We start from the raw sequence: 24,897 nt of genomic DNA, 5'->3' as shown, positions 1-24,897 counted from the left end.
GGCGACGCCAACGACACCAACGCCACCATCGCCGAGATCGTGAAGCTGCGCGATCAGCGCGCCAAGCTGCTGGGCTTCAGGAACCACGCCGAATGGCGGATGCAGGACACCATGGCCAAGACCCCGGCCGCGGCGAACGACCTGATGATGCGCGTCTGGGCGCCGGCCAAGGCCCGCGTGGCCGAGGAAGTCGCGGACATGAAGGCCATCGCCGGCCACGACATCGAGCCGTGGGACTATCTGTACTACGCCGAGAAGGTCCGGAAGCAGAAGTACGACCTGGATCAGAACCAGCTGAAGCCGTACTTCGAACTGCACAATGTGCGCGCCGGCTCCTTCTACATGGCTGAGCGCCTGTACGGCTTCACCTTCGAGCGCCTGGCGCCCGGGACCGTGCCGGTCTTCCACGAGGACGTGGTGGTCTATGCGGTCAAGGATCACGGCGAGCCGGTCGGCCTGTTCTACGCCGACGATTATGCGCGTCCGGGCAAGCGCTCCGGCGCCTGGATGAACACCTACCGCGCCCACTCGACCTATGACGGCGACGAGAACGTTCTGGGCTCGAACAACAACAACTTCGTCAAGGCGCCCGACGGCGATCCGGTGCTGATCTCGCTGGACGACGCCGAGACCCTGTTCCACGAGTTTGGTCACGCCCTGCACTATTTCTCGTCGCAGGTCGTCTATCCGGCGCTGGGCAACACGCCGCGCGACTTCGTCGAATATCCGTCGCAGGTGCACGAGCACTGGGTGCTGAGCCGCCCGGTCCTGGACGGCTATCTGAAGCACGTCGAGACCGGCCAGCCGATGCCGCAGGAACTGGTCGCCAAGATCGAGGCGTCCAACACCTTCAACCAGGGCTATGCGACGGTCAGCTACCTGTCGTCGGCCATCGTCGACATGGACCTGCACACCCAGGCCACGCCGCCGAGCGACATCGACGCCTTCGAGAAGGAAAGCCTGGCGCGCATCGGCATGCCCAAGGAGATCGTGATGCGGCACCGCCTGCCGCAGTTCAATCACCTGTTCACCTCCGACGCCTATTCGGCCGGCTATTACAGCTATCTGTGGTCGGAAGTGATGGACGCCGACACCTGGGCCTACTTCGAGGACTCGGGCGACGTGTTCAATCCGGACATCGCGGGCCGCTTCAAATCGATCATGCTGGCGCCGGGCAACACCACCGACCGCGGCGAGGCCTATCGCCAGTTCCGCGGCCGCGATCCGGACGTGGCGGCCCTGCTGCGCGTGCGCGGCTTCCCGACTTCCTAAGTTGGCCTACCGGCCTTCGGCCTACTTGAGGCCTGAGCAATCCGGCCGGCGGAGCGATCCGCCGGCCGTTTTGTTTTCGCCGCCGGCGGGCTTAAGGCTGGGGCGTCGCAGCCGGAGACCCGCATGCCCGTCGTCGCCTCCTACGTCTACAAGGACGGCCGGCGCCTGAGAGAGGCGCCGCTGACGCCCCAAGGTCTGGCGCTGGGTCCGGACGAGTTCGTCTGGACCGGTCTGGTCGATCCGACGCAGCAAGAGTTGGACGTGCTGGTGCGGCGCTTCCAGTTGCATCCGCTGGCCGTCGAGGACGCCTTGGCGGCCCACCAGATGCCCAAGGTGGAGGTCTATGGCCACGAGCTGTTCGTCGTGGCCCGCACCGCCCAGAAGACCGACGATCACATCGACTACGGCGAGACCCACATCTTCGTGGGCGACGATCACGTGATCACCATCCGGCACGGCTCGGCCCGCACCCACACCGCGCTGCGCCACCTGCTGGAGGCGTCTCCCGCCCAGTTGCGCGCCGGGCCCGACTACGTCCTGCACGGCGTTCTGGACTATGTGGTGGACGCCTATGTACCGATCGTCGACGCCTCCGAGGACGCCGTCCTGGAGATGGAGCAGAAGACGCTGGACGCCTTCTTGAGCCGCGCCGAAATCCGGCGCCTGTTCACCCTGCGCCGCGAACTGCTGAAGTTCCGCCGCATCATGGGGCCGATGGAGGAGGTCGCCGGAAAGCTGCAGTCGCTGGACCTGCCCTGTATCGACCCGGACGTGCGTCCCTATTTCCGCGACGTCTCCGACCACGTGAAGCGGGTCAACAGCCGGCTGGGCGGCCTGGCCGACATCCTCTCCTCGGTGTTCGAGGTCGCCAACCTGCTGGAGCAGCAACGCCAGGGCGTCATCACCCGCAAGCTGGCGTCCTGGGCCGCCATCCTGGCCGCGCCGACGGCCATCGCCGGCGTGTACGGCATGAACTTCCAGTTCATGCCCGAGCTGCACTGGCGCTACGGCTACGCCTATGTGCTGACCTTGATCGCGGCGGTCTGCCTGACCCTCTACGTCACCTTCAAGCGGTCGAAGTGGCTGTGATCAACCGCTGTTCCTGAGGCCTGCCGCCACGCCGTTGATCGCCAGCAGTATGCCTTCGCGGACGCGGGGATCCTCGTCGCCGGAGCGGCGGCGGCGGATCAGCTCGATCTGGACGTGGTTCAGCGGCTCGACATAGGGCATCCGCAGTCGGATCAGCCGGTGCAGTTCGGGCTGGCCGCCCAGCAGGTGATCGTGGCCGGTGATGGCCAGGACCGCCGCATGGGTGCGTTCCCACTCGGCCTTGATCTCCCCGTAGATGCGCGCCGCCAGCGAGGCGTCCTCCACGAGGGTCGAATAGCGGCGGGCGATGGTCATGTCGGCCTTGGCCATGACCATCTCCATGTTCTGGACCAGGGTCTTGAAGAAGGGCCAGGCCTCGGCCATCGCCTTCAGCTCGGCCAGGTCGCGACCCTGGACGGCCGAGCCGAAGCCGAACCAGCCGGGCAGCATGACCCGGCTCTGCGACCAACTGAAGACCCAGGGAATGGCGCGCAGATCGTCGATGCGGGTCGAGGCGGTCCGCGACGACGGGCGCGAGCCGATCTTCAGGTCGGCGATCTCGGCGATCGGGGTGGCGGCGCGGTAGTAGTCGACGAAGCCCTCGGTCTCATAGACCAGCTTGCGATAGGCGGCCATCGACGCCGAGGACAGGTCCGAAAGCAGGGCGCCGTGTGCGGCGGTGTATTCCTGATCGCGACCGTGGCCCAGCGAGGCCAGAACGGCTCCGCAGGTCAGGGCGTCGAGGTTGCGCAGCGCGATCTCCGGCTCGCCGTATTTGTTGGCGATAACCTCGCCCTGCTCGGTGGTGCGGATGCGGCCCTGGACCGTGCCTTCCGGCTGGGCCAGCACCCCGGCGAAGGCCGACCCGCCGCCCCGGCCGACCGTGCCGCCCCGGCCGTGGAACAGCTGCAGCTTCAGCCCGTGGGCCTGGGTGACGCCGACCAAAGCGCGCGAGGCCTCGTGCAGCTCCCAGCCGGACGTCAGATAGGAGCCGTCCTTGTTGGAATCCGAATAGCCGATCATCACCTCCTGGACGCCGCGCGCCTTGGCGACGGCCAGGGCGGCGGGTTCCTGAAGCAGGCGTTCCAGCGTGGGGCGCGCGGCGCGCAAATCTTCGATGGTCTCGAACAGCGGCGCGGCCTGGACCGGGCAGGCGGCGGAGTCTTCGGGGCGGTAGAGGCCGACCTCCTTGAGCAGCAGATAGACCTCCAGCAGGTCGGAGGCCGCATCGGTCTTGGACACGATATGGGTGCGGATCGCCTGGGGCCCGAAGGCGGTCAGAGCGGCGGCGGCGGCCTGCAGGATCGCGCGCTCCTTCAGCGTCTCGGGCGCATAGTCGGCGTAGGGCGAGAACAGCGGGCGGGTGGACGTCAGCTCGCCGGCCAGGACCGCCAGCCGGCCCTCCTCGTCCAGACCCGAATAGTCCGGACAGACCCCGGCGACCTTGAGCAGGTCGCCGACGACCCGCTCATGCACGTCGGAGTTCTGGCGCAGGTCCAGGGTGGCCATATGGAAGCCGAAGATCTCCACGGCCGTTATCAGATCGGTCAGCCGATCCTGGGCGAAGACGCCGCCGTGGTGCGACATCAGGCTGTCGTGCAGCACCTTCAGGTCCGCCTCGAAGGCGTCGGGGCCGGCATAGGGCTCCCCGGACACCGACGCGCGACGTGGCGGCGGCGCCGCGGCCAGCGCCTCGTGGGTCGCCGCCAGCCGGGCGTAGATTCCGGTCAGGGCGCGGCGATAGGGCTCGTCGGCGCGGTGCGGCGACGGATCGTGGGCGGCGTCGGCCAGGGCCGCCAGTTCCGGCGACACCTCGGCCAGCTCGGCCGCCAGGCTGAGCTCGGCGCCCAGGGCGTGAACCTCGTCCAGGTAGAAGGCCAGCACCGCGCGCGCCTGACTGCGGAAGGCGGCGGCCAGAACCGTCGCATCGACATTGGGATTGCCGTCGCGGTCGCCGCCGACCCAGGTGCCCACCCGCAGGAAGGGCTGAAGGCCGGGCGCGTCCAGCAGTCGCCGCCACGCCGCCAGCTGGCGCGGGGCGACGTGCAGGAAGATGCGTTCCAGGAAGGAGACGACGGTGTCGATCTCGTCCTGAACCACCAGGCCCTGGGACCGTACCAGCCGCGTGGCCCACAGGATGACGATCTGACGACGCAGCGGCTCGGACACGGCGGCGGGGGTGCAGGCGTCGCCGGCCCGGTCGCAGGCGTCCAGCAGGTCGCTGATCGCGGCGATCCTGTCGATGACGCTCTTTCGGCGCACCTCCGACGGGTGGGCCGTCAGGACCGGGGAGACCAGGGCCTCGTCCAGAAGGGCCCGCACCGCCTCGCGGTCCACGCCCTGATCGGCCAGCCGCTTCAGCGCGCCCTCGGGCGTGTCGGCGCGGGCGCCGGCCTCGGCCTGATCCTGAGCGCGTCGGCGCGTGGCCCGGTCCTCGGCGATGTTGGCCAGCAACGAGAACAGGGCGAAGCCGTGGGCCAGGCCCGCCGCCTGTTCCACCGACAGTTCGCCCAGCAACCGCTCCAGCCGCTTGGCCGGGTGCGAGGCGGGGTCGCGGTGATAGGCGATGGAGGCCTGGCGCACGGCCTCCACATGGTCGAACAGCGCCTGGCCGCCCTCCTCGCGAATGACGTCGCCAAGGATGCCGCCCAGCAGTCGGACTTCGTCGCGCAAGGCGTCGTCGGCGGCAGGGCTCATCATGGGCGTTTCCTCTCGGCATGGCTCTGATCGGGCGGGGAGACGCCCATGTGAACGGATCGAACGCCGCGACGTCAACGCACGATCCGTGACAGCCGCCGATAGCGCCGATCATGGTGAACCGGCCGTTAGGGTTTCTTAACCGGCCCCGCGCGATGATGACGGCGAAGGAATCCGTCGTCGGTCCCGCCTCTTGCCCATGTTCGCCAAACGCCAGTCCGTCCTCGCCGCCGCCGCCGGCGCGCCGCCGCGCCCGCGACAGAAGTTCGCCGTGCGGTCGATGGCCCATGTGTTGAGAAGGCCGCCGGTCATCGCGGGCCTGGCCGGCGTCTTCCTGCTGGCGACCAGCGCCCTGTTCCTGACCGTCCTCGGCGATCCCCGCGCCGGCACGCCGTCTGCGCGCATCGCCTTGAAACGAGAGGCGGCCCCCCAGGCGGCGGCGCCCAGCGGCTACGACGCCTTCTCGGCCGGCCAGATGGGCCTCTATCAGGACCTGACCGGGGCCGACCCGCTGAGCGAGGCGGCCGGCGGCGAGGCGTTGATCACCCTGCCCGACGGCGCCAGCGTTGCGGGCGGCGCGAACTATTCCGTGCCGGTCCATGCCGCTTCGCCTCTGGCCAAGGCCCCGATCGCCGGCCTGTTCCAGAACGGCCCCAGCGGGCCGCTGCCTGTCATCGCCCCCGACGGCCGCGTGCCGGCCCAGGCCTACGCCCGTCCGTTCCGCCCCAACGGCAAGCCGCGCGTGGCCCTGATCGTCGGCGGCCTGGGCCTGAACGCCGTCACCACCCGCGCGGCCATCGAACGGCTGCCGCCGGAGGTCACGCTCAGCTTCGTGCCCTACGCCGAAAACCTGCAGGGGTGGATCGACCAGGCCCGCGCCCAGGGTCACGAGGTCATGCTGGAAATGCCGATGGAGCCCAGCGGCTATCCCGACAACGATCCCGGCCCCTACACCCTGCTGGCCAGCGGTGGCCCGGACGACGTCAAGGCCAAGATGGACTGGCTGTTGGGCCGCGCCACCGGCTATTTCGGCGTCACCAACTATCTGGGCGATCGCTTCGCCGCCTCGGACCAGGGCATGGGCGCCTTCCTGAGCGTGCTGCGTCAGCACGGCGTGGCCTTCCTGGACGACGGGTCGTTCCAGCGGCGGCCCGGCGCCTGGGCCCGCGCCAGCGCCGACAAGATCATCGACCAGCCCCAGTCCCCCGCCGCCGTCATCGCCGCCCTGAACAGCCTGGAGGCCCAGGCCAAGATCCGGGGTTCGGCCCTGGGGACCGGCTTCAGCTATCCGGTGACGGTCGAGACCGCCGCCCGCTGGACCGCCGGGCTGGAGCAGCGTGGCCTGCAGCTGGCGCCCGCCTCGGCCATGACGATGCGGCCCGGCCGCTGATGGCCGATCTGGCGCTTTACCGCCCCAACGTCGGGGTGGTGCTGTTCAACCGCGAGGGCCTGGTCTGGTACGGCCAGCGCCACGCCACGCCCGGCCCGCACAATTGGCAGTTCCCGCAAGGCGGGGTCGACAAGGGCGAGGACCTGGAGGCCGCGGCCCGGCGCGAGCTGCGCGAGGAAACTGGCGTGACCTCGGTGGAGCCGCTGAGCCGCACCGAGGACTGGATTCTCTACGACTTTCCGCCCGAGGCGATGGACAACGCCAAGGCCTGGCGCGGCTTCAAGGGCCAGAAGCAGCGCTGGTTCGCCTATCGCTTCGTCGGCGACGAGACCGAGATCGACCTGGCCGCCGACGACGAGGTCGAGTTCGACGCCTGGCGCTGGGGCCCGCTGTCGGACGCCTGCGACCTGATCGTGCCGTTCAAGCGGCCCGCCTATGAGCAGGTGGTGAAGGCCTTCGCCCGGTTCGCGAGCTGAACGTCAGCCGGCGGCGAACTCCGACAGGGCGTCGATGACGGCGCGGTTCTGGTCTTCCGTGCCGATGGTGATGCGCAGCGCCTGGGGCAGGCCGTATCCGCCGACCGGCCGCACGATGATCCCCTTGAGGTTCAGATAGTCGTTTGCGGCCGTCGCCTCTTCCGGCCCCTTGAAGATCACCAGGACGAAGTTGCCGGCGCTGGGCAGGACCTCGAAGCCGAAGCCGCGGATGGCCTGGGTCATGCGCGGCTTCCATGCGGCGATCAGTTCGCGCGACGCCGTCTGGTGCGCCTCGTCCGACAGGGCGGCCGTGGCCGCCTCCAGGCCGGGGACGGAGACGTTGAACGGCAGGCGGATGCGGTCGACCGCCTCGGCGACCGCGAGCGGCGCATAGCCGAACCCGATGCGCAGGCCGCCCAGGCCGTGAATCTTGGAGAAGGTGCGGGTCACGACGATGTTGGCGGCGTCGCGCGCCAGGCCGAAGCTGGTCTCCCAGTCCGGCTCGGTGACGTATTCCGCATAGGCCTCGTCCACCACCAGCAGGACGTGGGCCGGCAGGGCGGCGTGCAGGCGGCGGATCTCCTCGCCCGAATTCCAGCTGCCGGTCGGGTTGGACGGATTGGAGACGTAGACGATCCTGGTCCGCCCATCGACCTGGGCCAGCAGGGCGTCGACCTCGGCCTTGTAGTTCGGCTCGGGGGCCAGCTTGACCTCGGCCTCGCAGGCCTTGGCGCTGATGCGGTAGGCCAGGAATCCGTACTGGCCGGTGACGATGTTGTCGCCGGGCTGGAGATAGGTCTGGTTCAGCAGGGCGAAGACCTCGTCCGAGCCGTTGCCGAAGATCAGCCGCTCGGGTTCCAGCCCGTGGGTTTCGGCCACGGCGGCGCGCAGCTTGGTCGCCCGGCCGTCGGGATAGATGTGGATGTTCCTGATCGCCGCCTCATAGGCCGCGCGCGCCTTTTCGCCGGCGCCCAGCATGTTCTCGTTCGACGACAGCTTCATCGGTTCGGCCACGCCGGCGATGGCGGACTTGCCCCCGACATAGGGGGCGATGTCCAGGATGCCGGGCTTGGGCGTGGGGCCGCCAGCGGTCGCGTCGGTCATGAATGCCTCGAAAAAGTCAGAACAGGGGTGCGGCGCCGATGACGCCGCTCAATGAACCGGGCGCGCCGTCCAGCCGCCCGTCCTCGGCCTGCACATAGCCCGCCAGCAGGAACAGCTTCAAGCCGCCGGACGCGGCGAGCGGCTCCGCGGCCAGGCCGACGTCGGACAGAGCCTGAACGATCCGGCCGTCGCTCCAGCCGCTGTCGGTGACCCAGAAGCTCCGATCGTCGCCGGTCGGCCCGGGCGCCTGGCCCGAGACCATCAGCGCCCGAGGCCGTCCCTGGCGATCGTCAGGCAGGGTGGCGACGATCCTCAGGTCAGGCCGGGCCAGCAGCCGGCCCCACCACGGCCGGTCGTGGGTCAGGTCGATCAGGGCCCGCGCCCCGTTCTCCACCGCCTTCAGGGCCGCATCCGCCACCGCCAGCGGCCGGGCCGTCAGGCCGTAGCGGTCCGCCGCCAGGGTCTGGGCCAGGCCGCCGCAGACGACCAGGGGGTGCCCGGTCGCCGCATCGATCCGGCCGGCCATCGCCTTCAGCACCGCGTCCGTCGCGTCGGAGCCGGTCAGCAGCGGGCGAAGCGCCAGGGCCGCCGCGTCGGGCGAAGGCCAGGCGCCGGCCGTCAGCCGCGCCCCCGCCGCCTCGGCCAGGGCGCGCTCCAGCTGAGCGCGCTCGGCGTCGATCTCGGGTTCGGCCAGCATCAGAACAGCTTGGGCGCCGGGGCGATCGGGAACGGCCCCAGCCAGGCGCGCCCGTCGCGGAACACCACCGTCAGGGGCAGGTCGCCCGGCGATGCGGCCGAGGCCGCGCCCGTGGTCGCCGCCGCGCCCGCCGCGCCGGCTCGGTCCACCAGACCCGCCTGCGATCCCGCCAGACCGGCGATGGCCGGGCCCGGACGGCGCGCCTGGAAGTCGACCGACCCCGCCAGGCGTCCGTCCGCATCGGCGCGCAGCAGATCGCTGCTCAGGGTCGCCTCGCTGTCGCCGGCCTTCAGCTCGCCGCGCACGTTTCGGAAGGTCCCGCCCGCCCGGGTCCAGGCGGCGAAGACGCCCGCCGGGTCGCCGCCCGACAGGGTCGAGGCCTTGCCGATCACCGCCTCGATCTCGAGCGTCAGCTGACCGTCCTGGGCGAAGCCCTCGACCGCGCCGTCGGGCCGGCCCCGCGCGTCCAGCAGCCGGGCCATCACGTCCAGGTCGTCGGTCGTCGCCTGGTCGCCGACGACGTGCGGCCGGGCGTAAAGCTCGAACCGGGCCGCGCGCGCCACCGGAAAGGGCTCGCTGTCCGGGTGGGCGGTGAAGACGGGACTGACCAGTTCCAGCGCCAGGTTGGGCCAGCGATGATCCAGCCCGCTGACGCTCATGCGGATGGCGTCGCCGCGGACCGCGACCTTGCCCTTTCCGGCGCGGTCCAGCGTCAGGCCGTCCGGCGCGACCACGACCCATTTGGTCGGCTGATAGGCGTTGGCCTCCGCCACCAGTTCGGGCAGGGCGACGGCGTGGCCGGACGGGGCGGCGATGCTGACATGGCGGGCGGCGACGCGCGCCCGGAAGGGCCAGCCGGTGACGGAGGTTTCGGCGTAGCGGACGTCCCATCCCTCCTGGCGCAGGCGCTCGGCCTGCTGTTCCAGCCGCCCCTCTACCTGATGGGCCAGGATGAACCACCAGACCGTCCAGGCGGCCAGCAGGCCCAGCACGATCACGAAGGGCGCATACAGGCCCCAGCGGCCGTGGCGCGGAGCGGAGGAACGTTCGGTCATGCGGGGTCCATAGCAGATCGGAAGACGGGCGGCAGCGCCGCCTTCAACGCCGGACAGACGCGATCGTCCCCGCGTTTTTGCGGGAATCCGGAGGGCCGGGGGCGAAAGACCCCGTCCCCTCAAGCAAGGACGTGCGGGCCGTTCAGCCGCCCAGGAACTCCCGCACCTGCTCCACCGCGTCGGCCAGGCCCAGGCGCTGGACCTCGGTGCCGGGGGGCAGGCTGGCGAACAGGCGGGTGGGGGCGGCGGCGTCCAGCATCAGGAAGACGCCCTTGTCGTCGGCGCGGCGGATCAGGCGGCCGAAGGCCTGGGCCATCCGGGCGCGGGCGATGGCGTCGTCATAGCCCTTTCCGCCCAGCCGTTCGCGCCGCGCCTTGTGCAGCAGGTCCGGCCGCGGCCAGGGCACCCGGTCGAAGGCCAGAACGCGCAGCGACCGGCCCGGCACGTCCACCCCGTCCCGAACCGCGTCGGTGCCCAGGAGGCAGGCGTTCTCCTCCACCCGGAACATGTCGACCAGGGCGCCGACCTCCAGCGGATCGACGTGCTGGGCGTAGAGGGGGACGCCCGCGCGCGCCAGGTCCGGACCGAGCCGCTCATAGACCGCCTTCAGCCGGCGGATGGCGGTGAACAGGCCCAAGCCTCCGCCGCCCGCCGCCAGGAACAGTTCGCGCATGGCCGCCGCGATCTGGCGCGGATCGTCCTTGATCAGGTCGTTGACGACGATGACCCGGCTGTTGGCCGCATAGTCGAAGGGGCTGTCGACCTTCAGCGTGCGCGGCGGCTCGATCAGGCGGGCCGAGCCGGTGCGCAGGCGCGCCAGGTCGAACGGGTCGTCCTGCAACGGATCGGACAGGGTGGCGGAGGTGACCAGCACGCCGTGGGCGGGCACGATGACGGCGGCCTCCAGCGGCACGGTCGGGTCGATCCAGTGCCGACGCAGGGCCACGTCATGAATGCGGCCGAAGGCGGTCTCGGCCGACAGCCAGTCGACGAAGTCGGGATCGGGTTCGGCGCCCGCCTCCTCCAGCGCCGCCAGCATCGAGCGCCAGCCCGGCAGGGTCATGCGCGCCCGCCGGTCCAGGCCGCGCAAGGCGCCCTCGATGCGCGAGCGCTGCGAGCCGTCCAGCTCGGCCGCCTCGTCGTCCAGGATGTCCTCCAGCGTGCGCGACAGGGTCAGCAGCGGCGCCTCGATGGCGGCCAGCGCCCGGGCGGCGGCGCGGGCGGCCTCGGCGACCGGCTCGGTCACCGGTTTCAGCGCGCATTCCATGCCGAACTCGGACCCGCCATAGGGCGTATCGGCGGTGCGGGCGCGCAGCTGGTCCAGGGCGGCGGCCAGGAAGGCCTCGATCGGGCCGATGGGGTTGACCTCGCCCGAGGCCGGGGCGATGCGGCCCGACACCCCCTCGCCCGGCAGGGCGGCGGCGGCGCGCATGGCGTCCTGAAGCGCCTTGGCCGCGCCCTCGTTGCCGCCGGTCAGGTCGCCGAGGCGCTGTTCCAGGCCGCGCCCGCGACGGCCGCGCCCCTCCGGCCCACGGATCCAGCGGCGCAGCTCGGCCGCCTCCTGGCCCGACAGGCAGGCGGAGAAGGCGCTGTCGGCGGCGTCGAACAGGTGGTGGCCCTCGTCGAAGACGATCCGCTTCAGCGCCGCCGTCTCGCCGTCCTGCTGCTGGCCGCGCGCCGAGCGGGCGCCGTCGAAGGCGGCCTGGGTCAGGACCAGGGCGTGGTTGGCGATGACCAGGTCCGCCTTGCGGCTGGCGCGGATGGTCTTCTCCACGAAACAGGCGCGGTAGTGGGGACAGGCGGCGTGGACGCACTCTCCGCGCCGGTCGACCAGATTGGCCGGCCCCGCCTGCTGGGACGGCGCGATCGCGAACAGGGTCGGCAGCCAGCCGGGAAAGTCGCCGCCAGTCATGTCGCCGTCGCGACTGTGGATCGCCCAGCGGCCCGCCAGCGCCAGGCCGATCAGGTCGCCGTTCCCTAACTGGGCCGCCTGGACCATGTCCTGCAGATTGAGGACGCACAGATAGTTCTCGCGGCCCTTGCGGATCACGGCCTTCTTGCGACGCTCGGCGGAGTCGGGCCAGACGGCGCCGCTCTCGCGGTCGATCTGGCGCTGCAGGGCGCGGGTGTATGTCGACACCCATGCCGCGCCCTGGTTCCGTTCGGCCCAAAGGGAGGCCGGCGCCAGATAGCCCAGGGTCTTGCCCGTGCCCGTGCCGGCCTCGGCCAGCAGCACGCGCGGCCGGCCCTCCTCGTTCCTCGGCGAAAAGGCGAAGGCGGCCTCGGCGGCGTAGTCGGACTGGGTCGGACGCGTCTCGTCCAGGCCCGAGGCCTGAAGCAGCTTGTCCAGACGGATGCGGGCGGATTCGGAATCGACGGGGGCGGACCCCGCCTCGCCGCGCGGGGCCTCGTCCTCCCATTCGGTCAGGCGGGACCAGACGTCCAGGCCGGCGCCGCGATGCTGCCTCTGTCGCACCCCGCCCCGCTCCAACGCCCGCACTACCGCCCCGCCCCAAGCCCAACCGGCGCGTTCCAGCGTCAGGGCCAGGGCGTAGGCCTCTTCCCGACCCGGATAGGCGGGCGCGGCCAGCTCCTTCAGCAGCAGGGCCGCCGCCTCGTGCAGACGTTCGGCCTGGGCCTCGACCGTCGGGGGCTCGGCCAGCCCCAGGCCCAGCGCCAGACCGGTCGGCGACGGCGCGCAGAAGCGGGCGGGGCGGACGAAGGCGAACAGCTCCAGCACGTCCATGACGTCCGGTGACCGCGGCGGGGGCTGCAGGCCCAGGCGGCGCGCGGTCAGGCTGGCGTGGGCGACCAAGACGCGGCCGCCGGTGAACAGCCCCTCGGCCGCGCCACGCCCGATCTTGCGCGCGCCCGCCTCGTCGCACACGGCCCCGGCGCCCGGCGGCACGGCCAGGGCGGGCGGCAGGTCGCTCCAGGGGCCGACGGCGGAAACGCCGACGGCGCTGTGGACGGACGGGGCGATGACGGATTCGTCGGGCACGTCCGATAGATAGCGCCGGGCGGGGTGAAACGGAACGGGAACATGCTATATCCCGAAAGTGACGACCGCCGCCGCTCCCGCAACGCTTCCGCCGCTCTTCGCCGACTGGTTCGCCTCGCGCGGCTGGTCGCCCAGGCGGCATCAGCTGGAAATGGTCCAGGCGGCGCGCGACGGAGCGCACGCCCTGCTGGTGGCGCCGACCGGCGGGGGCAAGACGCTGGCGGGGTTTTTGCCGACGCTGATCGACCTGGCCGAGCGCGGGCCGAAGCCGGACAGCGGACCGGGCTCCGGGGTGCACACCCTGTATCTGTCGCCGCTGAAAGCGTTGACGGTGGATGTGGAGCGCAACCTGACGGCGCCGATCCGCGAGATCGGACTGAACATCCATGTCGAGAGCCGCACCGGCGACACCAAACAGTCCAAGCGCCAGCGCCAGCGCGACTTTCCGCCCGACATCCTGCTGACCACGCCGGAGCAGTTGGCCCTATTCTGCGCCTGGGAAGGCGCGCGGTCCTATTTCGCCGACCTGAAGTGCGTGATCCTGGACGAGGTCCACGCCATCTGGAGCGGCAAGCGCGGCGATCTGCTGTCGCTGGGCCTGGGGCGGCTGCAGGCCTATGCGCCGCAGATGCGCCGAGTGGGACTGTCGGCGACGATCGAGGACCCGGATTTGATCCGGGGGTGGCTGGCGCCGGCAGGTCCTTCCCCCCTCGCGGGGGAAGGCGGGAAGGTAGGAGAGGTCGTGCGCCTGGTGAAAGGCGATCCCGGCGCGGCGGCCGAGATCGACGTGCTGATCTCGGAGGGCAAGGTGCCGTGGGCGGGCCATACCGGCCAGCACGCCGTGCCGGAGGTCTATGCCGCCCTTCAACAGGCCAAGCTGTCGCTGATCTTCGTCAACACGCGCTGGCAGGCCGAGTTCGTGTTCCAGCAGCTCTGGGCGATCAACGACGACGACCTGCCCATCGCCCTGCACCACGGGTCGCTGGCCGCCGAACAGAGGCGCAAGGTCGAGGCGGCGATGGCGCGCGGCGACCTGCGCGCCGTGGTCTGCACCTCGACCCTGGACCTGGGCATCGACTGGGGCGACGTCGACCTGGTCATTCAGATGGCGGCGCCGAAGGGATCGAGCCGCCTGGTCCAGCGGATCGGCCGCGCCAACCACCGGCTGGACGAGCCCAGCCGCGCCCTGCTGGTGCCCGCCAGCCGGTTCGAGATGCTGGAATGCCAGGCCGCGCGCGAGGCGGTCGCCGCCAACGCCTTCGACTGGGAGCCGGTGCACATCGGCACCCTGGACACCCTGGCCCAGCACGTCATGGGCTGCGCCTGCGCCGAGCCGTTCGACATGGTCGAACTGTACGAGCAGATCGTCGGCTGCGGCCCCTATCGCGAGTTGACGTGGGAGCAGTTCGAGGAGGTGGTCGATTTCGTCGCCACCGGCGGATATGCGCTTCGCACCTATGATCGGTTCGCGCGGATCGTCCGTGATCGGAACGGCCGCTGGAAAGTCAGAAATCAGCATATCGCCCAGCGACACCGGATGAACGTGGGCGCCATCGTCTCGGCCGGGACGCTGAACGTTCGCGTGGCCTCGCGCCGGGGCGGCGGCGGGACGCGGGCCTGGATCGCCGGCCGCAAGGTGGGCGAGGCCGAGGAGTGGTATTTCGAACAGCTGACGCCCGGCGACACCTTCCTGTTCGCCGGCCAGGTCTGGGCCTTCCAGGGCATCGCCGGGACCGACGCGCTTGTCACCCACGCCAACGACAAGGAGCCCAAAATCCCGTCCTGGGGCGGGTCGAAGTTCCCGCTGTCGACATCCCTGGCCGACCGGGTGCGTGACATGGTGCAGGACCGCGACCACTGGCGCGTCCTGCCGCCCGACGTGCAGGAGTGGCTGGAACTTCAGGAAGCGCGCTCGGTCATCCCCGACGCGGAATCCATGCTGGTGGAGAGCTTCCCGCGGGGCAGCCGCCACTTCCTGGTCGCCTATCCGTTCGAGGGACGGCTGGCGCACACGACCCTGTGCATGCTGCTGACGCGGCGGCTGGACCGGCTGGGCGTCGGGCCGCTGGGCTTCGTCGTCACCGACTATGCGCTGGCGATCTGGTCGATCCGGCCGATGGGAGACATCGACCTGGACGCCCTGTTCCAGCCCGACATGCTGGGCGACGACCTGGAGGCGTGGCTGGAGGAAAGCTTCATGATGAAGCGGTCCTTCCGCAATTGCGCCCTGATCTCGGGCTTGATCGAACGTCGCCAGCCGGGCGCCGAGAAGACGGGGCGTCAGGTGACCTTTTCCACCGACCTGATCTACGACGTGCTGCGCCGCCACCAGCCCGACCATCTGCTGCTCAAGACCGCCCGGGCCGACGCCGCCTCGGGCCTGCTGGACGTGGCGCGCCTGGGCCAGATGCTGGCGCGGATCGAGGGGCGCATCCGCCATCAGCCGCTGGACCGCCCCTCGCCTTTCTGCGTGCCGGTGCTTGTGCAGATCGGTCGCGAGCGCGTGGGCGGCGACGCGGCCGAAATGATCCTGGACGAGAGCGCCGAAGCCCTGATCGCCGAGGTGATGGAGCCGGCCGCATGAACGCCGCCCTTCGCCAGAGCCTGGCCCGCAGGGTCTGCGGCTCGCTGAGCGTGCTGGTCGCGGGCGAGGCCTGCGTGCTGCGTTGTTCCGGGGCGCTGTGGCTGCCGGCGCACGGGACGCTCATCGCCGCCGACCTGCATCTGGAAAAGGGATCGGCCTTCGCCATGCGGGGCCAGATGCTGCCGCCCTACGACAGCCGCGCGACCCTGGACCGGCTGGAGGCCGAGGTCGCGGCGCTGGACCCGGCGACCGTGATCCTGCTGGGGGACAGTTTTCACGACACGAAGGCCATCCCCCGCATGGCGGCCGACGACCGGGCGCGGCTGGACCGGCTGGCCCACGGGCGCGACTGGCTGTGGCTGGAAGGCAATCACGACCGCGAGGCGTTGGCGCGGGACGCGGAGGCGACGGGTCGCCTGCCGGGCCGGATCGTCGGCGACCTTTCGCTGGGGCGGCTGCGCCTGGTCCACGAACCCGAGGCTCTCAGCTCCGACGACGACCGCCATGGCGAGGTCGCGGGTCACCTGCACCCCTGCGCGCGCGTGGCCGCCTATGGCCGGGGGGTGAGGCGCGCCTGTTTCATCACCGACGGGTCGCGGCTGATCCTGCCCGCCTTCGGCGCCTTCACCGGCGGGCTGAACGTCCGCGACGCCGCCATCGCCGGCCTGTTCGCCAGCCCGCCGATGGCGGCGGCCCTGGGTCGGGACCGGGTTCACCCCCTGGCGTGGGACAGGCTGATTTAACGGTCGCGGGGGATGCGCCGACGACGCGGCTGGTCTATCAGGGCCGGCCTATCCTGGAGATCGCCCGTGGCCGACACCAAGCTGAACGTGAAGATGAGCCCCGACCGCGCCAAGGTCGAACTGGAGTTCCAGCTTCAAGGCAAGGCCGTCAGCCGCATGGCGCTGAGCCCGGCCGCCTTGGACGACCTGATCGCCAACCTGGGCGCCCTGCGCGCGCAGATGACACAGCCGATCCCCGCCGCCATCGAACCGGGGGCCAAGGTCGAGACCGTGGTCAATCCGTCCTGGCGCACGGACATCCAGGCCCAGGGTCCGCTGCTGGCCATTCGCCACCCCGGTTTCGGCTGGCAGGGCTTCCTGATCCACCCGGAGCAGGGCCGGACGCTGGGCCAGGGCCTGATCGACATCGCAAATCGGGTCGAAACGTCGAAGACGGCTCAGTAGGCTTCCCGGCGCCGCCGGCGGCGCGCGTCGTGCCGCTGGATCGCCTTGCCGATCGAGGCGGACGCCAGAAGGATCATCATCAGCCAGCCGATGCCGTTGCGCAGCAGCGCGTTGGAGCGCGCCAGCAAGGAGGCGTCCAGCCAGCTGGACAGGTGCAACAGCAACGCGCAGCCCTGCAGCGCCATCATGAGGATCAGCCATCGGTCGGGCCAGCGCCACACCGCCGCCGCGTAGGCCGCCAGCACGAACCCGGCCTTGATCTGGACGACCCACCAGCGGATCGACGGATCGACCTGGCTCATCACCGCGATGTCGACGAGGGTCTCGGCGACGACGATCAGGGCGCAGGTCCGTTCGGGACCGCGCCCCAACCCCAGGGCCAGGACCAGAGCCAGGGCCGTCGCCATATAGCCCAGGATTTGGTGGAGATCGTCGAGAGCGGCCAGCATCGCGATCCGCGATACACCATCGCGACGATCCCCGCCGCCGCAAACTCAGGCGCGCAACCGCACCACCGTGTCGGCGAGATCCGCGGACGGTCGGATCGGCCCGTCCGGCTTGTCGTTCGACGTGCCTTCGGCCACCGTCACGCCCAGCTTGCGCTGCACGGCCGACAGGCTCTTGTGCGCGGAGATGAGCGAGGCGCGCGCGCCCGTCATGTCGTTCAGCGCGGCGCAGACCGAGGCCACCGCCGGCTGCGCCCAGGCGCCGTTCAGCCCGGCCTGTCCCTGCAGCGCCGGCAGTTCGGTCAAGAGTTGCGAGGCTCGCGCCATCGCCGCGTCCATCGCCCGCTCGGCTTCGTTGATGATGTCGGCCACGCGCGCGGCCGCGATGTCTCTGTCGGACATGGTGCTTCTCCCCCCGCCCCCGGGCGGTGTCAGGTCTGGTTTTCAGGTCTGTCGGTTCAGGGACGCGTCTGAAGCGTCTCGACCAGCTTCTGCAGGGCCACGGCGCCGCCGAGCGCAGCGGGGGCGGCGACGGCCAAGGCCAACGCAATCCCCAGGGCGATCAGCAGGCGAAAGCCCGGCCGGTTCGCGAGCCCTAGCTGTTCAACGGCTTCCGGGGCAGATCCGCCAGGCAGGCGGCCGAGCACAGGATTTCGAACATCAGCATCTGCCCGTTCAGGAAGGGCGCCTGCTGCTGCAGGGCCGAAACCAGAAAGGGCACCATGCGTCGATGCTCGCGGCCCGAGGCCACCAGTTCCAGCGCTTCCTGGAAATCCCGGAAGCTCATCGACGGCAGCGTCTCGTCCAGAGTGGTCTCGCGTCTGATCTGTATCGAGCTGTTCATTCGCATCCCTTGAGTGACGGGAGAGGAATGACGTCGCCGCGCGGTCCTCGGCCATTGGAGACGGCGCCCTATGGGGATTTTCCCTCAAGGTCTCCAGCGGCCCTTCCTCCAGCAGCAGGCGCACCGCATCGACGCGCGAGCTGACGCCCAGCTTGCGACAGGCGCTGGCCACCTGGGCGTCGACGGTCTTGGGCGTCTTGCCGGTCAGGCGCGCGATGGTCTTGCTGCGGTGATGAGCCGCCACATAGGCCATGACCTCTCGCTCGCGCTCGGTCAGAAGGCGCGAAAGCGGACGATCCGGCGGAAGCTGCGACGGCATGAAACAAGGTTAGCGGCCAGGTTGCATCGCGTCCATGCCGAACGTCGCTCACGTGGGCGGCAGGGCGTTGCTCAGGTAATCTATGACCGCGTAGACGTCGTCGGCGGGGGCGACCATGCCGTTGGTCTCCATCCGGGCGACGGTGGCGTCCCATTCCTCGGGCGTGCGTCCCTGGGCGGTGACTGGCTCAGGGAGTGGCAGCCGCTGCACAGACGCTGGGCGTCGCCCTCGGGCAGGGCGACCGCAGCCTCGGCGCCCGGCGCTGTCGCCGCCGCGACGGGCGCGATCAGCCTGCAGATGAAGCGGCTGGAGCAGTATCTGGGCCAGCCCCTGTTAGATGCTCCGGTCGCACGGTGCGGCCCACGCCGCTGGCCCGCGAGCTGGCCGAGGAGGCGCGCGCCAGCCGGACGTCGGTCCTGACCGGCCGGGTCACCATCGGCGCCATCCGCTCGCTGCAACCGACCACCATACCGCTGGTGCTGCAGCAGATCGGCAAACGTCATCCGCGACTGGAGGTCCGTCCAGTTCGACACCTCCCTGACCAGCGGCCGCACCGCCGCGGCTATGCTGCACCGGCTGGCGCCCGGCCCCGGGGTTCAGCCTGCTTCAAGGCGCTTCTCCTCTGTTGCGAGAAGTCCACCATGGTCGATCCTGACGGTCAAAGCGACGGCCCGGGTCTCGTCATCTGTCGCCGATTTCGCTTCCGAGCACATGGCGCTAGGGTCCCGTTCGCCCGGGTGGCCGCCGCGTATGTCCAAGCTTCGGCTAAAGGCGACGGCGCATGTCTCAGCCATGTTCTCAACGCCGGCGCGCCTAAGTGCTCGAAGTCACCTGCCGACAGGTGTCGATGACGGTGTCGCGAAACCACCGGTGCAGCGGATCGGCGTCCATGCGAGGATGCCACAGCGCCGAAATCGCGATTTCAGGCGTGGTGACCGGAAGCTCGAAGACGACCAGACCTTCCATCGCCCCCTGCCCAATACTGACACATGACCCCGGAATAAGCGCGATCAGATCGGAGCCTTTGGCGAGCCGCAGGGCGTCCGAAAAGCCCGGAACGACCACCCGGATCGTGCGGTGAAAGCCCAGCGCGCCGAGCGCTTCATCGACCGGGCCTTCAAATGCGCCTCGCCGGGAGGCGACCACGTGCTCGCAGGTCGAATAGCGCTCAGGCGTGAGGCGTCCCGCAAGAAGAGCGTGGCCGACCCGCGCCACACCGACGAAGCGGTCGCGGAAGATCAATCTCGCCCGGACCTCGGGTGCGAACTCGCCCAGCACGCCGACCTCGAGGTCAATGCGCCCTTCCCTCAAGCCCTCGGCGCTCTTGTCGGGCTTCGGCGCAAACCGCAATCGCATCCGGGGCGCCGCCCTGCGGACGGCCGCCACGATCGCGGGCGAGAACATCTCAACAAATCCCTCGCCGGCGCGGATGGTGAAGGTTCGCTCCAAGGTGAAGAGATCCATCTGACCGGGGTCTGGCCGCAAGACCTCACGGACATCTCGGGCCAGGGCATGAACCCGGTCCCGCATGTCCAGCGCCCTCGGTGTGGGAACGAGACCCCGTCCCGCGCGCACCAGCAGGGGGTCGCCGGTCGCTGCACGGAGTCGGGCCAGCGTGCGGCTCATGGCCGAGGCGCTGAGGCCCAGTCGTCGTGCAGCACCGGTCACGCTGCCGTCGGTCAGGAGCACGTCGAGCGCTCTGAGCAGATTGAGATCGACTGCGTCCATGCGTGAGACCAAGCCCTGCCATCAAGCCTCAATCGACTGGCGTTGAGTGCACTTACTCTTTGCGTACATGGCGTCTGGCGCAAAGCCCGAATGCGCGGACACTGGCTGAACCCATCCCTTGGAGGTCCAGCATGTCGTCGAGTGTCTCAAGTTCATCCGCCAGGGTTCTTCTTCTCATCGGCGCATCGAGAGGGCTTGGCCTGGGCCTGGCGGAGGTGTTCGCGAAGCGGGGCTGGAGCGTCGTCGCAACAGCCCGCCAGGCCTTCGGGACGCGTCTTCACGATCTGGCGCGGAAGTATCCGGAACAGATCCAGGTCGAGACGCTCGACATGACCGACACCGCCCAGATCAGCACATTGCGGGACCGGCTGAACGGACGCCTCTTCGACATCCTGTTCGTCAACGCCGGAACCGCCGATCAGAAGGACCGCGGCATCGCCGCCGTTCCGACGGAGGAGTTCGCCCGGGTTCTCGTCACCAACGCCTTGAGCCCGATGAGGGTGATCGAGACCTTGGCGCCCCTCGTCCGCCCCGGTGGTCTGGTCGGCGTCATGTCCTCCGGTCAGGGAAGTATCGCGGACAACGTCAACGGCCGACACGAGGTCTACCGTTGCAGCAAGACGGCGTTGAATCAGCTGATGAAGAGCTATGCCGCCCGCCACGTCGATGAGGGGCGCGCCTTGTTGCTGATGGCGCCCGGATGGATCCGGACGGACCTGGGCGGACCGGAGGCCCGCTACAGCGTCGAGGACAGCATGCCGAAGATCGCCGACGTCCTGCTGGCGAAGCGCGGGCGACCGGGCCTGGAGTATCTGGATCGGGACGGCCTGCCGGTGTCCTGGTGAGACCGGCGGGAACGATGAAACTGATCGGGATCGAAGAACACTTCCTGACAGAGGCGGTGCAGCAGGCGTGGCATGAAATCGCGCTGGACGCAGCGGACCCCCGCGTGGGCTATCATTCGGGGGCGATCAAATCCCGTCTCATTGACCTTGCGACCGAGCGGCTGGAACTCATGGACGAGACCGGGCTGGACGTTCAGGTCTTGTCTCTGACGACACCCGCGCTGCACGATCTGGGTCGGACGGGCGTCGATCTGGCCCGACGCGCGAATGACGCCGTGGCCGAAGCGATTGCCCGGCGCCCGACGCGCTTCCAGGGGCTGGCGACCCTGCCCATTTCGTGCCCCGACGAGGCGGCGCTCGAACTCCAGCGTTGTGTCGAGACGCTGGGATTCAAGGGCGCCATGCTCTGCGGCCGTGTCGGGGAACGTCCCCTGGACGACCCCCTGTTCGCGCCGGTATTCAAAAGCGCCGAAGCCCTCGGGGCGCCGGTCCTGCTGCATCCCCGGGTTCCGCCGCAAGCCGTCAGGGACGCGTACTATTCCGGCTTCTCTCCGACGTTGGACGCTGTCTTCGCGACCGCCGGGCTGGGCTGGCACTACGACGCCGGCATCGTCTTTCTTCGTCTGCTGTTGTCCGGAACGTTTGATCGCCTGCCCCGCCTGCAGATGATCCTGGGCCATTGGGGCGAGCTCGTTCTGTTCTACGCCGAGCGGCTGTCGGTCATGGACCGTTTCACAGGGTTGAATGCGCCTATCGAACACTATCTGCGGCACAACCTGTACCTCACGCCCAGCGGCATGTTTCTGCCATCCTATCTCGAGCGGGCGGCGTCGGTCGTCGGTCTGGATCGCCTTCTGTTCTCGACAGACTATCCCTACCAGTATCGTCCCGGACGCGACGCACGAACCTTCCTCGAAACCTGTGGCCTGGACGATGACGCCAAGGCCGCTTTCGCTCACGGAAATTGGTTACGCCTGACAGGGGCGACATGACCCCGCACAGGGGCGACATGACCCCGCACCCGCCCCCTGGACCGGACATTCCGAGATGGCGCACGACCGAGCATAGGCCGCCGCCGCCGACTTGCCGGATCATCCGTACTTCTTGCACAATCCTCTACTGGCATTGTCGGAGCTCGGAGGGCGATCTAGGACGAATTGACATTCACCGCATCCAGATGATGGAAGCGGTGAATGTCGATTCGTCCTATACCCCGAAGAGCTGCGACGGGGGCCGGCGCCGGAACCACGCTGTTCACATGAAGCCGCCGTTGGCGAAGACGACCTGACCGTTGATCCATTCGCCGTCGGCCGAGCAAAGGGCGGCGATGGCGTTGGCGACGTCCTCGGGCTCTCCGATCCGACCGTAGGGGATCATCTGCGCGGCCTGGGCGCGCAGCGGCGGCGGCACGTCCAGCAACGAGGTGTTGGTCGGCCCGGGCGCCATGGCGTTGACCGAGATTCGACGGCCGGCGACTTCCTTGGACAGGACGCCGGCGAAGATCTCCTGCGCCGCTTTGGTGGCTGCAAAGCCCCCATGGGTCGCGCGCTTGGCCTTGATCGAGGTGGAGGCCAGCGTGACGATCCGACCGCCGTCACGGGTGCGGCGGGCCGCCTCGCGCAGGACATTGAAACTGCCCTTGATGTTGGTGGCGATCATCCGATCGAAGGCCTCGTCCTCGAACTGGGCGAAGGGGGCGGTGTTCATGATCGCGGCGTTGGAAATGCCACATCGACACAGCCGAAAGCCTCCTGGTTAGCGTCGAACAGGGCGCGCACGGCAGTCGGATCGGCGACATCGGCCTGACGGAAGATTGCGCGGCCGCCGGCGGCCTCAATGTCGCGTACGACCTGAGCGGCGAGGTCCCGGTTGGTCAGATAGTTGACGGTGACTGCGAAGCCGTCGCGGGCGAGGCGCTTGGCGGTCGCCGCGCCGATGCCGCGGGACGAGCCGGTGACAATGGCGGCGCGCCCGGCGCCGGGGCGGGCTTGGACGTTGGGCGAGCGGGCCGTCTGGGCTTGGGCGGCGCCGACAGCGGCCACGGCGGGGACGGCGCCGCCCAAGCCCAGCAGGTTGCGACGGGAGGTGTCGGTCATGGCGTGTACTCCGGTTGAGGTCGTACGCCAGTGTCCGACAGGCTCGAAAATCCCCCTTGCCCGATCGGAACCGATGAATTGCCGGATCCTCCAAATGTCCCTGCCGCAGGTCGGCCGGGCCTGAGAAGGCCGGCGCGTCGCCTTCGCGTGCGCAGCAGATACGCCCCCCCCTCCTCGGCGCCGATCCACCAGCCCGGCTTGGCGCGGGACGGGATCGCCCGTCCCGTGCCCTCGGCCTAGAAGCGCAGCCGCAGACCGACCCGGCCGGCGAACGCGTCATAGTCCGAGCCGAGGTCGCCCTGCCCCTCAGCAAAGGTCTCGAGGCCGGCGCCGCTCCTCCACGTGACGCCGAACACGCCTTGACCCCAGGTCCCGACGCGTTCCGCCGTCAGCCGCTCGCTCTCGCCGGCGGTCAGCACCACGGCGTGGTCGTCGCCGGTGCTGTGCAGGACCGAGACCCCGCCGTGGAACGACAGGTGCGAGCCGCCGGCCAAGGCCCGGCCGCCGCCGAGGCGGAAGCCTGCAAGGGCGACGAGATCCTCGCCGTCCTCATAGGCGATCCGCTGAATCCCGTTGACCAGATCGTCGGCCGAGCGCTGGTTGATGTCGAAGCCGCGCATGTCCGGCTTCCACGGAACAGCGCCCGCCATAAGCGCCAGTTTTGAAGCCGCCATCGCCAATCCCGGAAACTTGCCGACCTTTTTGAGAAAAAGCCTCAGGTCAACAAGCGATTTTCAGCTCTGGCCGGCCAACCCAGCCGCAGCGATTTGTCCCCCGATCGTCGGCGTTCAGCGTCTTTCAGTCCAGTGGCTCTTGGTTGTCTTCCAGTGGGGGATCAGGACGCGCGACAGGCACGATCTTCAGCCGCAGCGGCTTGCCGCCGACACGGCCTACGGCTCGGCGGAGACGCTGGAATGGCTGGTCGCGCGAGGCGTCGAACCGCACATCTCTGTCATCGACAAGTCCGAGCGGATCGACGGGACCTTCTCGCGCAGCGACTTCGTTTATGACGGCGAGGCCGACCTGTATCGCTGCCCGGGCGGCGTCGAGCTGAAGCGCAATCGCCGCGTCTTCTCGACGCCGCGCCTGGACGATCCGCCCGACGACACCATCCGTTATCGAGCGGCCAAGGCCGACTGCGATGGCTGCGCCCTCAAGCCTCGCTGTTGCCCCAACACGCCGGCCCGCAAGGTCACTCGATCCATCCATGAAGCCGCGCGGGACTTCGCCCGCGACAATCGGCCCGGCCGGTTGTTCGGGTCAGGCTTCTGCCGCCCAGGCCACAGCGTCAGGCCCGGCCGGAAGCATCATCGGAGAAGCCGGGTCGGTCGCGGCGCGGTAGACCGCCTCTGCCACGTCTTGGGCGGTTGTGACCGGCTCGTCGCTCGCCTGCATGGCGGCCAGCGTCCGGCCGGCGAACTCTGCGTAGGGTTCGGGGAAGCCACCGGCCTGCGCAATCTGCTTCTGCGCGTGGGAGGCGAAGGCCGTGGTCGGCGACCTGCCGGGCAAGACGACCCGAGCGCGAATGCCGAACTCGGCCAGCTCCAGATCCGCCGACTCGGTCAGGGCGTTCAGCGCCGCCTTGGACGCGCGATAGACCGACAGCAGCGGCAGGGGCTTGTAGGTCGAGCTCGAGCCGATGTTGACGATCACGCCCGAACGGCGTTCGCGCATGCCCGGCAGGACGGCCTGCATCATGGCGACGGCGCCGAAGAGATTGGCGTCGAAGATGCCGCGGACCGTCTCGATCGGGGAGCCCTCGATGGCGTTTAGCCAGCCGATCCCGGCATTGTTCACCAAGACTTCGACGGGGCCGGCGGCGGCCACGGCCGAGGCGATGCTGGCGTCGTCGGTGACGTCCAGCGGCAGGACGCGCAACCTGTCCGAGGCGGGCAGGGTTGAGGCGGCCGGATCGCGCATGGTGGCGACAACACTCCAGCCCTGCTGGAGGAACTTAAGCGCGGTTTCACGGCCGAAGCCGGTCGAGCAGCCGGTGATGAGAACGGTCTTCATGGGGAGAACTCCTTGCCAATCGGGCGGGGGGCCTCCAAAATATGAAGCATCCTT

Annotated in this window: 21 protein-coding genes and 3 pseudogenes; 10 read left to right on the top strand and 14 right to left on the bottom strand. The window is 69.7% G+C overall.

Annotation, left to right across the window (positions count from 1 at the left end; all coding sequences use genetic code 11):
* Together B2U11_RS12185 and B2U11_RS12180 are read left to right on the top strand one after the other, a co-directional pair.
* Positions 1-1,272 (top strand): M3 family metallopeptidase (locus tag B2U11_RS12185; RefSeq protein WP_292072029.1); only part of this gene is annotated, 1,272 nt, incomplete at its 5' end.
* Between the two features lie 123 nt (positions 1,273-1,395).
* Entirely contained in the window at positions 1,396-2,361 is a 966-nt protein-coding gene (locus B2U11_RS12180) for a magnesium and cobalt transport protein CorA (protein ID WP_292072028.1), read from the top strand.
* On the opposite strand, the gene ppc is transcribed toward B2U11_RS12180, so the two are convergent.
* Positions 2,362-5,061, bottom strand: coding sequence for a phosphoenolpyruvate carboxylase (gene ppc, locus B2U11_RS12175; RefSeq protein WP_349680727.1), 2,700 nt, complete (start codon positions 5,059-5,061; stop codon positions 2,362-2,364).
* A 196-nt stretch (positions 5,062-5,257) separates the two neighbouring features.
* Here ppc and B2U11_RS12170 point away from each other — a divergent pair, with 196 nt between their 5' ends.
* The gene (locus tag B2U11_RS12170) at positions 5,258-6,448 is read left to right on the top strand and encodes a divergent polysaccharide deacetylase family protein (RefSeq protein WP_292072026.1); all 1,191 of its coding nucleotides are present in this window, start codon (positions 5,258-5,260) and stop codon (positions 6,446-6,448) included.
* Positions 6,448-6,924, top strand: a complete 477-nt coding sequence (locus tag B2U11_RS12165) for an RNA pyrophosphohydrolase (RefSeq protein ID WP_292072025.1) — start codon at positions 6,448-6,450, stop codon at positions 6,922-6,924. The genes B2U11_RS12170 and B2U11_RS12165 overlap by 1 nt, the downstream gene beginning before the upstream one ends.
* A gap of 3 nt (positions 6,925-6,927) precedes the next feature.
* On the opposite strand, the gene hisC is transcribed toward B2U11_RS12165, so the two are convergent.
* The 4 genes from hisC to B2U11_RS12145 form a co-directional block, all read right to left on the bottom strand.
* Positions 6,928-8,028 (bottom strand): histidinol-phosphate transaminase, encoded by a 1,101-nt coding sequence (hisC, locus tag B2U11_RS12160; protein ID WP_292072023.1) that lies wholly within the window; start codon positions 8,026-8,028, stop codon positions 6,928-6,930.
* Positions 8,029-8,044: 16 nt separating this feature from the next.
* On the bottom strand, positions 8,045-8,725 hold the full coding sequence (locus B2U11_RS12155; RefSeq protein ID WP_292072021.1) for a hypothetical protein: 681 nt from the start codon (positions 8,723-8,725) through the stop codon (positions 8,045-8,047).
* Positions 8,725-9,780 (bottom strand): DUF2125 domain-containing protein, encoded by a 1,056-nt coding sequence (locus tag B2U11_RS12150; RefSeq protein ID WP_292072019.1) that lies wholly within the window; start codon positions 9,778-9,780, stop codon positions 8,725-8,727. Before B2U11_RS12150 ends, B2U11_RS12155 begins: the two co-directional genes overlap by 1 nt.
* Before the next feature lie 142 nt (positions 9,781-9,922).
* Positions 9,923-12,781: an ATP-dependent DNA helicase gene (locus tag B2U11_RS12145; RefSeq protein ID WP_414632961.1), complete on the bottom strand. Its 2,859-nt coding sequence runs from the start codon at positions 12,779-12,781 to the stop codon at positions 9,923-9,925.
* A 58-nt stretch (positions 12,782-12,839) separates the two neighbouring features.
* Here B2U11_RS12145 and B2U11_RS12140 point away from each other — a divergent pair, with 58 nt between their 5' ends.
* The 3 genes from B2U11_RS12140 (at position 12,840) to B2U11_RS12130 (ending at position 16,552) form a co-directional block, all read left to right on the top strand.
* Positions 12,840-15,365 (top strand): ligase-associated DNA damage response DEXH box helicase, encoded by a 2,526-nt coding sequence (locus B2U11_RS12140; RefSeq protein WP_292072017.1) that lies wholly within the window; start codon positions 12,840-12,842, stop codon positions 15,363-15,365.
* Complete coding sequence (gene pdeM / locus B2U11_RS12135; protein ID WP_292072015.1) at positions 15,362-16,108, top strand: ligase-associated DNA damage response endonuclease PdeM; 747 nt, start codon at positions 15,362-15,364, stop codon at positions 16,106-16,108. Before B2U11_RS12140 ends, pdeM begins: the two co-directional genes overlap by 4 nt.
* 66 nt (positions 16,109-16,174) lie before the next feature.
* Complete coding sequence (locus tag B2U11_RS12130) at positions 16,175-16,552, top strand: hypothetical protein (protein ID WP_292072014.1); 378 nt, start codon at positions 16,175-16,177, stop codon at positions 16,550-16,552.
* On the opposite strand, the gene B2U11_RS12125 is transcribed toward B2U11_RS12130, so the two are convergent.
* The 6 genes and pseudogenes from B2U11_RS12125 to B2U11_RS12105 all read right to left on the bottom strand — a co-directional run bounded on the left by B2U11_RS12125 (position 16,546) and on the right by B2U11_RS12105 (position 19,889).
* Positions 16,546-17,001, bottom strand: coding sequence for a hypothetical protein (locus tag B2U11_RS12125; RefSeq protein ID WP_292072011.1), 456 nt, complete (start codon positions 16,999-17,001; stop codon positions 16,546-16,548). The genes B2U11_RS12130 and B2U11_RS12125 overlap by 7 nt on opposite strands.
* Positions 17,002-17,046: 45 nt before the next feature.
* Entirely contained in the window at positions 17,047-17,400 is a 354-nt protein-coding gene (locus B2U11_RS12120; protein WP_292072009.1) for a hypothetical protein, read from the bottom strand.
* Positions 17,401-17,593: 193 nt separating this feature from the next.
* Positions 17,594-17,842 (bottom strand): hypothetical protein, encoded by a 249-nt coding sequence (locus tag B2U11_RS12115; RefSeq protein WP_292072007.1) that lies wholly within the window; start codon positions 17,840-17,842, stop codon positions 17,594-17,596.
* A 127-nt stretch (positions 17,843-17,969) separates the two neighbouring features.
* A pseudogene (locus B2U11_RS15750) lies at positions 17,970-18,161 on the bottom strand (response regulator transcription factor); the annotation flags it as partial.
* 48 nt (positions 18,162-18,209) lie between these two features.
* The gene (locus B2U11_RS12110; RefSeq protein ID WP_292072005.1) at positions 18,210-18,371 is read right to left on the bottom strand and encodes a hypothetical protein; all 162 of its coding nucleotides are present in this window, start codon (positions 18,369-18,371) and stop codon (positions 18,210-18,212) included.
* A gap of 603 nt (positions 18,372-18,974) precedes the next feature.
* Positions 18,975-19,889, bottom strand: coding sequence for a LysR family transcriptional regulator (locus tag B2U11_RS12105; RefSeq protein WP_292072003.1), 915 nt, complete (start codon positions 19,887-19,889; stop codon positions 18,975-18,977).
* 131 nt (positions 19,890-20,020) lie between these two features.
* On the opposite strand from B2U11_RS12105, the gene B2U11_RS12100 reads away from it, so the two are divergent.
* Positions 20,021-20,734: an SDR family oxidoreductase gene (locus B2U11_RS12100; RefSeq protein WP_292072002.1), complete on the top strand. Its 714-nt coding sequence runs from the start codon at positions 20,021-20,023 to the stop codon at positions 20,732-20,734.
* Between the two features lie 14 nt (positions 20,735-20,748).
* Positions 20,749-21,726, top strand: a complete 978-nt coding sequence (locus B2U11_RS12095) for an amidohydrolase family protein (protein ID WP_292072000.1) — start codon at positions 20,749-20,751, stop codon at positions 21,724-21,726.
* 262 nt (positions 21,727-21,988) lie between these two features.
* Here the strand turns inward: B2U11_RS12095 and B2U11_RS12090 are convergent.
* Both B2U11_RS12090 and B2U11_RS12085 read right to left on the bottom strand, forming a co-directional pair.
* Positions 21,989-22,830 (bottom strand): annotated as a pseudogene (locus B2U11_RS12090) (SDR family oxidoreductase).
* Positions 22,831-23,066: 236 nt separating this feature from the next.
* Positions 23,067-23,504 carry an autotransporter outer membrane beta-barrel domain-containing protein gene (locus tag B2U11_RS12085; protein WP_292071998.1) on the bottom strand — a complete coding sequence of 146 codons (438 nt, stop codon included), beginning with the start codon at positions 23,502-23,504 and terminating at the stop codon, positions 23,067-23,069.
* A 163-nt stretch (positions 23,505-23,667) separates the two neighbouring features.
* On the opposite strand from B2U11_RS12085, the pseudogene B2U11_RS12080 reads away from it, so the two are divergent.
* Positions 23,668-24,066 (top strand): annotated as a pseudogene (locus tag B2U11_RS12080) (IS5/IS1182 family transposase); the annotation flags it as partial.
* 24 nt (positions 24,067-24,090) lie between these two features.
* On the opposite strand, the gene B2U11_RS12075 reads toward B2U11_RS12080, so the two are convergent.
* Entirely contained in the window at positions 24,091-24,843 is a 753-nt protein-coding gene (locus tag B2U11_RS12075) for an SDR family oxidoreductase (RefSeq protein WP_292071997.1), read from the bottom strand.
* Positions 24,844-24,897: the final 54 nt, after the last annotated feature.

This window comes from Brevundimonas sp. UBA7534 (genome assembly GCF_002479325.1).
Classification (GTDB): Bacteria; Pseudomonadota; Alphaproteobacteria; order Caulobacterales; family Caulobacteraceae; genus Brevundimonas.
The sequence above is the reverse complement of the archived record's forward strand: the minus strand, read 5'-3'. Positions and strand labels throughout refer to the sequence as shown.

Excerpts from the sequence above, each read along its gene's own strand:
- B2U11_RS12170 (WP_292072026.1), top strand. The coding sequence starts at position 5,258 with ATGTTCGCCAAACGCCAGTCCGTCCTCGCCGCCGCCGCCGGCGCGCCG.
- B2U11_RS12095 (WP_292072000.1), top strand. The coding sequence starts at position 20,749 with ATGAAACTGATCGGGATCGAAGAACACTTCCTGACAGAGGCGGTGCAG.
- ppc (WP_349680727.1), bottom strand. The coding sequence starts at position 5,061 with ATGATGAGCCCTGCCGCCGACGACGCCTTGCGCGACGAAGTCCGACTG.
- B2U11_RS12125 (WP_292072011.1), bottom strand. The coding sequence starts at position 17,001 with ATGCTGGCCGCTCTCGACGATCTCCACCAAATCCTGGGCTATATGGCG.
- hisC (WP_292072023.1), bottom strand. The coding sequence starts at position 8,028 with ATGACCGACGCGACCGCTGGCGGCCCCACGCCCAAGCCCGGCATCCTG.
- B2U11_RS12165 (WP_292072025.1), top strand. The coding sequence starts at position 6,448 with ATGGCCGATCTGGCGCTTTACCGCCCCAACGTCGGGGTGGTGCTGTTC.
- B2U11_RS12075 (WP_292071997.1), bottom strand. The coding sequence starts at position 24,843 with ATGAAGACCGTTCTCATCACCGGCTGCTCGACCGGCTTCGGCCGTGAA.
- B2U11_RS12150 (WP_292072019.1), bottom strand. The coding sequence starts at position 9,780 with ATGACCGAACGTTCCTCCGCTCCGCGCCACGGCCGCTGGGGCCTGTAT.
- B2U11_RS12085 (WP_292071998.1), bottom strand. The coding sequence starts at position 23,504 with ATGGCGGCTTCAAAACTGGCGCTTATGGCGGGCGCTGTTCCGTGGAAG.
- pdeM (WP_292072015.1), top strand. The coding sequence starts at position 15,362 with ATGAACGCCGCCCTTCGCCAGAGCCTGGCCCGCAGGGTCTGCGGCTCG.
- B2U11_RS12120 (WP_292072009.1), bottom strand. The coding sequence starts at position 17,400 with ATGTCCGACAGAGACATCGCGGCCGCGCGCGTGGCCGACATCATCAAC.
- B2U11_RS12155 (WP_292072021.1), bottom strand. The coding sequence starts at position 8,725 with ATGCTGGCCGAACCCGAGATCGACGCCGAGCGCGCTCAGCTGGAGCGC.
- B2U11_RS12100 (WP_292072002.1), top strand. The coding sequence starts at position 20,021 with ATGTCGTCGAGTGTCTCAAGTTCATCCGCCAGGGTTCTTCTTCTCATC.
- B2U11_RS12105 (WP_292072003.1), bottom strand. The coding sequence starts at position 19,889 with ATGGACGCAGTCGATCTCAATCTGCTCAGAGCGCTCGACGTGCTCCTG.
- B2U11_RS12115 (WP_292072007.1), bottom strand. The coding sequence starts at position 17,842 with ATGAACAGCTCGATACAGATCAGACGCGAGACCACTCTGGACGAGACG.
- B2U11_RS12180 (WP_292072028.1), top strand. The coding sequence starts at position 1,396 with ATGCCCGTCGTCGCCTCCTACGTCTACAAGGACGGCCGGCGCCTGAGA.